This is a genomic window from Enterobacter asburiae (assembly GCF_024599655.1).
Lineage (GTDB): Bacteria > Pseudomonadota > Gammaproteobacteria > Enterobacterales > Enterobacteriaceae > Enterobacter > Enterobacter asburiae_D.
Window position 1 is genome coordinate 3701427 of the sequence record NZ_CP102247.1, and the last position, 12252, is coordinate 3713678.

Here is a 12252-nt window from a genome sequence, read left to right on the forward strand (position 1 = left end):
TTCTGTCAAAAAATACCTAAATGTTGCCAGAATCGTGAAGCCTCAACCCGCTACTACGCTGTATGACCCTGACTCTACCGCCTCTCCTGCCGTGGCGCGTCATCTGGACTTCGTGGATTACGCCGCGGAAGTGCCGGTACATACCCACCGCAAGGGGCAGCTGATCATTGCCCGATACGGTGCGGTCAGCTGTTACGCGGAGAATGACATCTGGATCGTGCCGCCGGACTGCGCCGTCTGGATCCCCGGCGGGATCCCGCACAGCGCCAAAGCGACCTGGAACGCGCATCTCAACTATCTGTTTATTGAGCCCGGCGCGGCGGCGCTGCCGGAGAGATGCTGCACGCTGGCGATCTCGCCGCTGATTAAGGAGCTGGTCGATCGTCTGACGCGCGAAGGCGTGGATTATCCCGCCGACGGCCACGTCGCCAGGCTGACCCGGGTGACGCTGGACGAGCTCGCCAGCATGCCGCAGCAGAAGCTGAGCCTGCCGGTCTCAACCGACCCAAAAATTCGCGCCATGGCTGACGCGCTGGTTACCCGCCCTGAGGACAGAAGCACCCTTAAGGAATGGGCGAAAAGGCTCGCCCTCAGCGAGCGTTCGTTTGCCCGCCTGATGCAGCGCGAGACCGGGCTGAGTTTCGGGCGATGGCGCCAGCAGCTGCATTTGATTATTGCCCTGCGGGAGCTGGCAAGCGGCGTGCCCGTCCAGAACGTGGCGACAACGCTCGGGTACGAATCCGTGAATGCGTTTATCACCATGTTCCGAAAAGCGATGGGCAGCACGCCCGCCCACTACTTTGCCGAACGGAAAAACAGCGGCCGTTAGCCCGGCCCCTCGCTCCCCGCCGCCAGCAGCGGCACCACCACGTCGCTGATGGGCACCGCAATCCCGTGCTTGCGGCCGTAGCGCTGGATCACGCCGTTGCGGATATCCCACTCCATCGGGCGATCCGCCTGACGGTCGGCAAGGATCGACGTGCCCAGGTCCTCAGGCGCACGCTGGAAGTTCGCCAGAATCTCCTGGGCCACCGCATCGTCCAGCTTCGCCCCTTCGGCGCGGGCGACGGCAAGCCCCTCGCGCAGGTAGGCCAGCGAAAGTTCGCTGATATCCTCCCGCCTGAACATCCCGGCGCGGCGGTTGGCCAGCACCATCAGCCCGGCGACCGCGTTTTGCAGCAGCTTGCGCCAGGCGACGGTAGGGAAATCTGCCGATAGCTCAACTTCACAGCGCGTACCGCGAAGCGCCTGCACCACCCGCTGCGCCTGCGGCACGTCCGGCAGCGTCAGGCGCGGTTTGGCGCGCAGCCACACGGAGGCATCCGGCTCGCGCTGCGCCGGGAACCACACTACCGACGGCAGCACCGTCGCGCCGTTAACCCACGCCTCAAGCTGGGCTTTTTGCTCCACGCCGTTTTGCAGCGCGCAGACTACGGTGTGTTCATCGCACAGGGCCCGCAGCCATCCGGCGCTGTCGCCATTTTGCGTCGTTTTTACCGCCACGAAAACGAGATCGACGGGGCGCGTGATGACGACCGGATCGGTCAATACCGGGCCGGGCACCACGGTTTCACCCTCGTCGTGGCGCAGGCGTAGTTCAGGATGCGCGGTGCGTCCGCACAATAGCGGCGTACGGCCCGCGTCATGCAGCACCGCGGCGATGGTGGTCCCAATTGCGCCAGGCCCAATCAGCGCAATCACTGGATTGTCAGACATGGTTAACTCCCCTTTTCGCTAAGCCTGCTAACAGTTATACCACCCTGAAAAGTGAGCGCCACGTCGTTGTCTATACTCAACACACAACAGACAACGGAGTGCGCCATGCCTTTACCCGATTTTAAGTCCTCTGAACCTTTCACCCTCGGCATCGAACTCGAACTGCAGGTGGTTAACCCGCCGGGCTACGATCTGAGCCAGGACTCCTCCGCGCTCATCGCCGCCGTCAAAGACGACATCAAAGGCGGCGAGGTCAAACACGACATCACCGAAAGCATGCTCGAAATCGCCACCGGCGTATGCCAGAACATCGACCAGGCGGCGGCGCAGTTCTCGGTGATGCAGCAGAGCATCCTGCGCGCGGCGGCGGAGCAGCATATCCAGATCTGCGGCGGCGGGACGCACCCGTTCCAGAAGTGGCAGCGTCAGGAGGTCTGCGACGACGAGCGCTATAACGTCACGCTGGAGCGCTTTGGCTATCTGATTTTGCAGGCAACGGTGTTCGGCCAGCACGTGCATGTGGGGTGTCGAACCGGGGACGACGCGATTTACCTGCTGCACGGCCTGTCGCGCTTCGTGCCGCACTTTATCGCCCTGGCGGCCGCCTCGCCGTACATGCAGGGCACGGACACGAAGTTCTCCTCGTCGCGACTCAACATCTTCTCCGGGTTCCCGGATAACGGCCAAATGCCGTGGGTCAACAGCTGGCAGGAGTTCGAAGGGCTGTTCCGCCGCCTGAGTTCGACCAGCATGATCGACAGCATTAAGGATCTGCACTGGGACATCCGCCCCAGCCCGCACTTCGGCACCGTGGAGGTGCGGGTGATGGATACGCCGCTGACGCTCGGCCACGCGATTAACATCGCCGGGCTTATTCAGGCGACGTCCCACTGGCTGCTGACCGCGCGGCCCTATAAGCATCAGGAAAAAGATTTTCTGCTGTACCGCTTTAACCGTTTTCAGGCCTGTCGCTACGGGCTGGAGGGGATCCTGACGGATGTGCACACCGGCGAGCACAAAACCGTGGCGGAAGACATTGCGTGGCTGCTGGAGCAGGTTGCGCCGTCGGCCGAGAAGCTCGGCGCTGCGAGCGCAATCAATGAAATTGCCCTGCTGTTAAAGCAGGGCAAGAGCGAGGCGCAGCGCATGCGGGAGTTTATCGCCGACGGCGGCTCGCTGATCTCTCTGGTGCAGAAGCACTGCGAGCTGTGGGCGACGAGTCCGTAAGGCCGTGGCCCCACTCGCGCAGGCGCTGGAACAGCACGAACAGCGCTGGGATAAACAGGATCCCCACCACGGTCGCCACCAGCATGCCGCTGAACACCGTGGTGCCGATAATGCGGCGGCTCTGGGCACCCGCCCCGGTCGCCAGCATCATGGGCAGGACGCCGATAATGAACGACACGGCGGTCATCATCACCGCGCGGAAGCGGCGCGAGGCCCCTTCACGTGCGGCATCGACAATCGCCATCCCGTCCATGCGCCGCGCGCGGGCAAACTCCACGATAAGAATCGCGTTTTTAGCCGCTAGCGCGATCAGCAACACCAGGCCTATCTGCACGTACACGTCGTTGGCGTAGCCCGCCAGCCAAAGCCAGACCAGCGCCCCGCCGATGGCGAACAGCACCGAGAGCATCACGCTCGCCGGGAGCGTCCAGCTCTCGTACTGGGCAACGAGGAACAGCCACGCCATCACCACCGCCGCCAGCACGATCCATATCGCCTGATTGCCGGTCTGCTGCTCCTGATACGACATGCCGCTCCAGGCGAAGTCGTACCCGGCTGGCAAATTCTCCGCCAGAATCTCGCCCATCGCCGCCATCGCGGTGCTGCTGCTCACCCCAGCCGCCGCCGAGCCGCTCACCGACACAGACGGGAACTGGTTGTACTGCTGCAGGAACGGCGCGCCGACGGTCGGCGTAATGGTGACGAGGTTGCTCAGACGCACCCGCTCGCCGCTGTTGCTGCGCACGAACAGCTCGCTGATCTGCCCGGCGCGCTCGCGCCACTGCATCTCGTTTTGCATCACCACGTGGTAGACGCGGTTGTTGACGCTGAAATCCCCGGCGCGCGTACCGCCAAAGGCGGTTTGCAGGCTGCTGAAGATGCGCGACACCGGCACGTCGAGGCGCGCGGCGCGCTCGCGGTCAACGGTCAGCGTCAGCTGCGGCACGTTGCTGCTCCAGGTGGTGAACACGCGGCTCAGCTGTGGATGCTGGTTAGCTTTCGCCAGCACCTCACGCGTGACGCGCTCCAGCTCCGCCGGGCTCTGCCCCGCCTGCGCCTGGATGCGCAGGTCGAAGCCGGAGGCGTTGCCCAGGCCCGGCAGCGTCGGCGGCGCGAAGGTCATAATGGTCGCTTCCGGCAGGGCCAGCAGCTGGCGCTGCAGGCTCCCCATCACCTCGTCCAGCGGCGGCCGCTCGCTCCAGTCTTTGAGCATGATGGAGATAAACCCGCCGTTGGAGGCGCTGGTGCCGTTGAGGATGTTAAACCCGGAGACCTGAATCACGTCTTCCACCGCCGGGTTTTTGGCGATCAGTTCACGCGCCGTGGTCATCACCGCCTCGGTGCGCTCCAGCGAGGCCGCTTCCGGCAGCTGGACGCTGGCGAAGAAGTAGCCCTGATCTTCCTGCGGCAGAAAGCCCTTTGGCATCGACGTAAAGCTGAACGCTACCACGGCCGCCGCGCCCGCGGTAGCCAGCAGCGCCAGCCACGGACGCTGGTTTAAGACATGCACGATGCGGGTGTAGAAACCGCGCGTGGCGTCCAGCCCGCGGTTAAAGGCGCGATAAACCGCCGCAGGTTTCTCCGGGCGCGGACGCAGCAGCATCGCGCACAGGGCGGGCGTCAGGGTCAGCGCCACGAGGCTTGAGAGCGTGACGGCGGTGGAGAGCGTCACCGCGAACTGGCGGTACAGCTCGCCGACAATCCCCGGCAGGAGCGCCACCGGCACAAACACCGCCAGCAGCACCAGCGTCGTTGCGATGACCGGCCCGGCAATCTGGCGCAGCGCCAGCGCGGTCGCCGCCGTGCGGCTCTGCCCTTCCGCCATCAGGGTTTCGACGCTCTCCACCACCACGATGGCGTCATCCACCACCATGGTCAGCGCCAGAATGATGGCAAACAGGCTAAGGGTGTTGGCGGAGTAGCCGAGCGTGTAGAGCACCGCGAAGGTGCCCACCAGCGACACCGGAATGGCGAGCGCGACAATCAGCGTTGCGCGCCAGCTTTGCAGGAACAGGGAAACGACCACCACAACCGCCAGCATGGTGAGCGCCAGCGAGACGCCGATCTCCTTAATGGTGGCGGCAACAAAGGAGGTGGTGTCGAATTTCACCTCGTAGACCAGGTCGTCCGGGAAGCGCGTCGAGAGGCGCTCCAGCTCCGCGCGCACCGCATCGGCCACGCGCAGGGCGTTGGCGGACGGCGTCGGGTAGATGCCGAGGTAGGCGGAGTCGTGCCCGTTCAGCTGCGCGCCGGAGCTGTAGCTGCGCGAGCCGAGCTCGATGGTGGCGACGTCCTTCAGGCGCACCAGCTGGCCCATCTCGCCCGCGCGGATAATGATGTCGGCAAAGTCTTCGGCCTGATTCAGGCGCCCCAGCCCGTTGATGGTCAGGGTCTGCTGCTGACCGTTAAACACCGGCGGCGTGCCGACCTGGCCTGCCGCCCCCTGCACGTTCTGCTCGCGCAGCGCCTGCGCCACGTCGTCGGTGGTGACGTTCAGGGCGTTCATGCGGTCCGGACGCAGCCAGATGCGCATGCTGTAGTCGCGCGCGCCAAACATCTGCACCTGCCCGACGCCCGGCAGGCGGGACAGCGCCTCGCGCACCTGGGTGCTGGCGTAGTTGCTGACGAACAGCGGCGTGTGGGTGTTGTTCGGTGAGTAAAGACTTACCCCCATCATCAGGTTGGTGGCGCGCTTGCGCACCTGCACGCCGTTTTGCTGCGCCTCGGTCGGGAGCTGCGCCACGGCCTGCGCCACGCGGTTCTGCACGTCGATTGCGGCGAGGTCCGGATCGGTGCCCGCCGCAAAGGTAATGTTCAGGCTGTAGGTGCCTTCGTCCGAACTGGTCGACTCCATATAGAGCATGTGATCCACGCCGTTCAGCTGGGTCTCCAGCGGCGTGGCGATGGCCTCCGCCACGTCAGCCGAGCTGGCGCCGGGCCAGCTGGCAGACACATTCACCACCGGCGGCGTGATCTGAGGATACTGCTCCACCGGGATAATCCTCAGCGCGATGGCCCCCAGCAGGGTAATGACCAGCGCAATCACCATCGCGAAGCGCGGGCGTTTGATGAAAAACGTCAGCATGATGGCTCCTTAATTCAGTATCTGGACGGCGGTGCCGGGCTGCACGCGCTGCGCGCCGTCAGTAATCACTCGCTCACCGGGCTTCATGCCGGAGGTAATCTGGAACTGCTGGCCAATCTGACCGGCAATTTTCAGCGGGCGCATTTCGGTCTTACCGTCGGCGTTAACTACCCAGGCGAAGAACCCGTCGCCGTTCTGCTGGACCGCGGCGGCGGGCAGGGTCAGGACCGGCTGTTCGCTTGCTGGGCGCAAATACACGTTCACGTTGCCGCCGGGCAGGAGCTGATGGCGCGGATTGGCAAACTCGGCGCGCAGCATCACGCTGGCGGTGCGCGGGTCGATGCGATTGTCCACTGAGGTCAGCTCACCGCTGACGCGCTGGCCGTTGCTGTCAATTAACGCCTGCCAGGCCTGCTTCATGGCGCTGATATCCGCATGCTGTCCGGCTTTGGTGGCAAACGCCCCCTCTTCCAGCGCAAAGGCGATGCGAATGGGGTCGAGCTGCACAACCTCCACCAGCACGCCGCTGGCAGGGTTGACCAGGCTGCCGACGTGGAACTGGCTGTGCCCCACGCGACCATCAATCGGCGAGGCGATGCGGGTGTAGTTCAGGGTGACGCTGCGGGTGTCGAGACGGGCTTTGGCCTGCTCCAGCGCGGCGCTCGCCACGTCCCGCTGCATGCGGGCATTGTCCACGTCGTGACGGCTGATGGCGTTGCTGCTGCCCAGGCTTTCAAAACGGGAAAGCTGCTGCTGCGCCTGACGCAGCGTGGCTTCGGCGCTTCTTACCTCGGCCTGCGCCAGGCGCAGGGCGGCGCGCGGTTCGGCGTCGTCCAGCTCGAACAGCACGTCGCCTTTTTTCACGTACTGCCCGTCGCGGAAGTGGATTTTGGTGATCACGCCTTCCGTGCGGGCGCGCAGCTCTACGGTGTGGATTGCTTCGATGCGGCCCGGGATCTGGCGCTCGGCGGCGTGGGCGGTCTGCTCCACGGCGGCGACGCGAACGGGGAGGACGGCGGCGAATGCGGGTTGCAGGGTACTGACAAGAAGTGCTAACAGAACCGGGAATTTCATGGGAGTACCTCAGCGTTGTCTCCCCTCACCCCGGCCCTCTCCCCAAAGGGGCGAGGGAGAAAACCGAGCCCAAAGGAGAGTACCTGACTGTCCCCTCTCCCCTATGGGGAGAGGGTTAGGGTGAGGGGTAAGGTTTTAAGGTTTTCGTTATGCAGCCTTACGGAACCTGCGGGTCAGTCGCTTCTCGATTTCGACGACGAAGAACATCACGCCCGCCACCGCCAGGGTCACAAACCAGTAGCGCAGCGGCAGGGCTTCGGTGCCGAACAGCATCTGCATAAACGGCAGATAGATAATCGCCGCCTGGAGCAGGAACAGCACGCCCGTCACCAGCCAGATCCCTTTGTTCGCCAGCAGGCCGCGGTTCAGGGAGAACCCTTCGGTGTTGCGGCAGTTAATCATGTACACCCACTGGGCGCAGACCAGCATCTGTAGCAGCACGGTGCGGATGAACTCCGCGCTGTGGCCGCGCGGGGCCAGCCAGGCTTCCAGCGCAAAGGCGGCGATAGCAATCATGGTGCCGACGAAGGCCACGCGCCACACGGCGTAGGCGTCCATGACGTGCTGCCCGGTCTGACGCGGCGGACGGCGCATGATGTTGCGCTCGGCGGCCTCAAAGGCCAGGCCGAAGGAGAGCGTGGCGGAGGTGGCCATGTTCATCCACAGAATCAGCACCGGCGTCAGCGGAATGATGTTCCCCGCCAGCAGCGCAATCACAATCAGCAGACCCTGCGCGAGGTTGGTCGGCATGATGAACAGAATGGTCTTCTTCAGGTTGTCGTAAACGCGACGCCCCTCTTTCACCGCGTTGGCGATGGTGGCGAAGTTATCGTCCGTCAGGACCATGTCCGCCGCCTCTTTGGTCACTTCCGTGCCCTTGATGCCCATCGCGATGCCCACGTCAGCCTGACGCAGCGCCGGGGCATCGTTCACGCCGTCACCGGTCATGCCGACGATTTCACCTTTGTCCTGCAGCGCTTTCACCAGGCGCAGCTTATGCTCCGGGCTGGTACGGGCGAAGATGTCATACTTCACTGCGGCTTCCGCCAGCGCGGCGTCGTCCATCTTCTCCAGCTCGTAGCCGGTAACCGCCTGCTCGCTGTTGGTGATCCCCAGCATCTGGCCGATGCTCATCGCCGTCTGCGGGTGATCCCCGGTGATCATCTTCACGCGGATCCCCGCCTGCTGGCAGGCGTTAATCGCATCAATCGCTTCCGGACGCGGCGGATCCATCATCCCGGCGATGCCGAGGAAGATCAGGCCGTGGCTCAGGTCGTCGTGGGTCAGTTCCTGCTCGCCGTTCGCCGGCTTGAACGCCGCGGCGACCATGCGCAGCCCCTGACGCGCATAGCGCTCCATCTCGGTTTCCCAGTACGCACGGTTGAAGGCTTCCGCACCGTTGCGGGTCTGCTGCTCGGCGCACAGGGCGAAAATCACGTCCGGCGCGCCGGTGATCAGGATCTGCTCCTCACCGCCAATCTGGTAGTGGGTACTCATGTACTTATACTGCGAGTCGAACGGGATCTTGTTAACCAGTGTCGTCATCACCGGCTCAAGGCTGGCCTTCGCCGCCAGCACCTTCAGCGCGCCCTCGGTCGGCCCACCGGTGATGCCCCACAGGCCGCGCTCGTCCTGAATCAGCTGGCTGTCGTTACACAGGTCGATGGTGCGCAGGTACTGCTCCAGCACGGTGCCCGGCTGGATCTGCACCGGCTCGTCGCTGCCTTCCAGGTAGATGTTGCCCACCGGCTCGTAGCTGTTGCCGTCCACGCGATAGCAGGCGTCGGCGGTGATGATGGCTTTCACCGTCATCTCGTTCATGGTCAGAGTGCCGGTTTTATCCGAGCAGACCACGGTCATCGCGCCCAGGGTTTCAACCGTCGGCAGCTTGCGGATAATCGCCCGCTTGCGCGCCATCGCCTGTACGCCCAGCGAGAGGATGATGGAGATAATCGCTGGCAGACCTTCCGGCACGGAGGCCACCGCCAGGCTAATCAGGGAGAGCAGCAGCTCGCCCATTGGGATCTCGCGGAACACCAGGCTGAAGACGAACAGCGCGGCCATCATTGCCAGGATAATGGCGAAGATCGCTTTACCCAGCTTGTCCATCTGCACCAGCAGCGGCGTGCGGTGCTTTTCGATGCCCGCCATCATCTGGTTGATGTGGCCGAGCTCCGTATCCTTACCGGTCGCGGTGACCACGCCGACGCCGCCGCCCGCGCTGACGGTCGTCCCGGAGAAGACCATATTGGTGCGGTCGCCCAGCGGCAGTTCGCCGCTCAGCGGATTAATGTGCTTATCCACCACGGTAGATTCACCGGTCAGAATCGCCTCTTCCACGCGTAAATTATGCGCTTCGATTAAACGCATATCCGCCGGAATACGATCCCCCGCGCGTAATACAATAATATCGCCCGGGACTATTTCAGTTGTGGGTATCGTTTCGTGATTGCCGTTACGAATAACGCGCGCCTCGCTGGAGAGCATATTGCGAATACTCTTCAGGGATTTTTCCGCGTTGCTTTCCTGAATATGGCCAATTAAGGCATTGATTACCGCGACGCCCAGAATAACCAGCGTATCCACCCAGTGGCCCATTACTGCCGTTAATACGGCGGCGGCCAGCAGGACATAAATCAGCACATCATTAAAATGGGCTAAAAAACGCAGCCAGGCGGGTTTACCTTTTTTCTCCGGCAGCGCGTTCGGACCTGATTTTTGCAGACGTGCCTGCGCCTCTGCACGATCCAGACCGCTGGCCTGGCTCTGCGTGTGAGCAAGCACCTGCGCTGCGGTCTGCTGGTATGCCAGCCCGCCGGAAGGCGGCACGTTTGGGGACAATTTTTTTTCGGTCATCGTATTTTTCCTTCAATATCCGGTGAACAGAAGCCTGAATTCCTTTCTGGCTAAATAAATTCATTTTTAAGTCTTGCGGGTAAAATTGATCTACCGCAATATAATGACTTCTCGGTTATTCAAAACTGATTAAAACTATTTCGATGACCTGATTTTTACAAAATATTTCTAAACCAACACTAAACGAGGGGGAACCATGTTTGGTATTTATCGCGGACGACGCCTGGCTTTATACATTGTCGCAGCCATTGTTATTGCCACGTTAATTGGATACAGCACTTATATGTTTGTAAAATTATTTGCCTGAAACGGACGTTTATTTACATAACGCGATATTAATATAAATACCGGGTCATATATTGTTGTTTATTCGCAGTAATAATGTCGTTGTCTTATTCAAAAAGGCCAGCGGGGCTGATATTGCTTTACGTTACAGAATGCCGGACAATGACATTTTTAACTGACGATTAACATTACGATGAAACACCCGTTAGAATCGCTGCTTACGGCGGGGGGCATTTTATTGCTGGCCCTGATCTCCTGCCTGCTGTTACCCGCGCCTTCGCTGGGCCTGGTGCTGGCGCAGAAGCTGATGACGACCTTTCACATGGTCGATCTTAACCAGCTCTACACCATTCTGTTCTGCCTGTGGTTTTTAGCGCTCGGCGCCATCGAATTCTTCATCCTGCGTTTCGTCTGGCGCCGCTGGTTTTCACTGGCGTCGTAGGCCGGTGAAATCGCGCATGCCGTGGATCAGCGCTTCACACCAGGCCGCGTAGTCGTGGCCGCTGGATGAGGGATGGAAGCTGACGCGATACCCTTTCTCCCTCAACGCCTGTTCGAAATCCTGCGTGGTGCGATAAATGCCTCCGCCCGGCCCCGTGGTTTCAAACTTTCCGGCCTGCAGCCAGAAGCGCACCGGATACGGCGGCGACTGCTGATACTGCCGCGTCAGCCAGCCAGGCGCTTCGCCTTTCGGCGCCCACCAGTACGAACCTGAAAGGCTCAGCACGTTACCAAACAGGCGCGGATAGCGCAGCGCCACCCACGATGAGGCAATGCCGCCGTAGCTCGACCCCGCCAGCACCGTTTTCTGCCGCTGCGTCGCGATGCCCTGCCCGCGCAGCCATGGCAGCAGCTCGTGTGCCATAAAGTCGGCGAAGTCCGGGTTCGGCGGCAGCTCGTTGCCGCGTCGGGCGTGATCGAGGCTGTCGATAAACACCACGTTAATCGGCGGAAGATGATGGCGGGCAATAAGACCGTCCAGCACGTTAGCGAAATGGTATTCGTCCTGATAAATCTGCCCGTCGAAGAGGATGAGCGTCCAGCGTGCAGGCTGCGCGCCGCGCGGTTTATAGATCATCACCTCGCGGGAATTACCGAGGATTTTACTGGAGATGCTCTGGCGGCTTAACGATCCGTGGACCAGCGGCTGGGCCGTGGCCTGCGCGGAGCAATAGCGTGCCGGACTGAGATCCAGCAACGAAAAGCGGTTCCAGCGATCCGCCTTCTGTTCACCAAAGGTGTTCGGGTTGAGCGGATCGGCCTGGGCGCTCACCAGGATCGCGCGGCGCTGGTCGCGTGAGGAACCCTCGACGATCGGCACATCGGGCGCGAGCTTGTACTGCATCACCGTGTCGGCGGGCACTATATAGCTTCGAAACCAGACGTCGCTATTGCCCAGGCGAAACAGCGGGTCGTGATCCCCCGCCGGTGAGCCGAGAATAAAGACGTTATCCCGTGCGCCGCGCCACAGGAAGGTGACGCGCTTATGTTCTGCGTCAACCGGCTCCACCATCGGTGTTCCCTGCCGAATCTGCGTCTCCCAGAACGCGTCGGTACGCCCTCCGGCAGCTATCTCTTTTGCCAGCGCCTGAAGCGTCGGGCTTTCAGGCGCCAGCATCTGCACGCGCGGTAGCGCAGATGTCTCTTTCATCCGCCACTGAAAACGCCAGGGTTTACCCGCTTCACCGCGCAGCATCAGAGTGGTGCCCTGCTTTACCGGCAGAGCAAACAGCAGCGTGTGTTCGCCATCGGCTGGCCCGCTTTCGATCAGCGTGCGGATATTCCGGTTTTGCCCGTCCAGCAGGCGGGCATCCGTCACGCCATGCAGCGTGGCCGAGACATAATTTTCAGCAAGCTCTGGCAGCATAAAACAGACTTCACCGCTGGCATCAAACTTCCCCTGGACGTCTCCCTGCCGGGAGGAGTGTTCGCAGGTTGCCTCAACCGCAGGCAGTACACCTATCCCGAGTAATAATCCGCTCCATACCCTCTTCATTACCGCTTGTTCC

General features: G+C 62.0%; 8 protein-coding genes. 3 read left to right on the plus strand and 5 right to left on the minus strand.

Translation table 11 applies throughout. From position 1 onward, the window contains the following. The first annotated feature begins 34 nt into the window (after positions 1-34). On the plus strand, positions 35-829 hold the full coding sequence (locus NQ230_RS17695) for an AraC family transcriptional regulator (RefSeq protein ID WP_257258459.1): 795 nt from the start codon (positions 35-37) through the stop codon (positions 827-829). On the opposite strand, the gene NQ230_RS17700 is transcribed toward NQ230_RS17695, so the two are convergent. Beyond that, complete coding sequence (locus NQ230_RS17700; protein ID WP_257258460.1) at positions 826-1716, minus strand: oxidoreductase; 891 nt, start codon at positions 1714-1716, stop codon at positions 826-828. The two genes, NQ230_RS17695 and NQ230_RS17700, sit on opposite strands and share 4 nt — an antisense overlap. A 105-nt stretch (positions 1717-1821) precedes the next feature. Between NQ230_RS17700 and NQ230_RS17705 the strand changes: the two genes are divergently transcribed. Continuing rightward, positions 1822-2943: a YbdK family carboxylate-amine ligase gene (locus NQ230_RS17705; RefSeq protein ID WP_248237519.1), complete on the plus strand. Its 1122-nt coding sequence runs from the start codon at positions 1822-1824 to the stop codon at positions 2941-2943. Here the strand turns inward: NQ230_RS17705 and NQ230_RS17710 are convergent. The 3 genes from NQ230_RS17710 to NQ230_RS17720 all read right to left on the minus strand — a co-directional run bounded on the left by NQ230_RS17710 (position 2873) and on the right by NQ230_RS17720 (position 9958). Further along, entirely contained in the window at positions 2873-6028 is a 3156-nt protein-coding gene (locus NQ230_RS17710; protein WP_257258464.1) for an efflux RND transporter permease subunit, read from the minus strand. The genes NQ230_RS17705 and NQ230_RS17710 overlap by 71 nt on opposite strands. Positions 6029-6037: 9 nt before the next feature. Continuing rightward, positions 6038-7102: an efflux RND transporter periplasmic adaptor subunit gene (locus NQ230_RS17715; protein WP_121425527.1), complete on the minus strand. Its 1065-nt coding sequence runs from the start codon at positions 7100-7102 to the stop codon at positions 6038-6040. A gap of 147 nt (positions 7103-7249) precedes the next feature. Continuing rightward, the gene (locus NQ230_RS17720; protein WP_257258465.1) at positions 7250-9958 is read right to left on the minus strand and encodes a cation-transporting P-type ATPase; all 2709 of its coding nucleotides are present in this window, start codon (positions 9956-9958) and stop codon (positions 7250-7252) included. A 478-nt stretch (positions 9959-10436) separates the two neighbouring features. Here NQ230_RS17720 and NQ230_RS17725 point away from each other — a divergent pair, with 478 nt between their 5' ends. After that, positions 10437-10685 carry a DUF1158 domain-containing protein gene (locus NQ230_RS17725; RefSeq protein ID WP_010428319.1) on the plus strand — a complete coding sequence of 83 codons (249 nt, stop codon included), beginning with the start codon at positions 10437-10439 and terminating at the stop codon, positions 10683-10685. On the opposite strand, the gene NQ230_RS17730 is transcribed toward NQ230_RS17725, so the two are convergent. Beyond that, positions 10671-12239: an alpha/beta hydrolase-fold protein gene (locus tag NQ230_RS17730; protein WP_257258466.1), complete on the minus strand. Its 1569-nt coding sequence runs from the start codon at positions 12237-12239 to the stop codon at positions 10671-10673. The genes NQ230_RS17725 and NQ230_RS17730 overlap by 15 nt on opposite strands. Positions 12240-12252 lie beyond the last annotated feature (13 nt).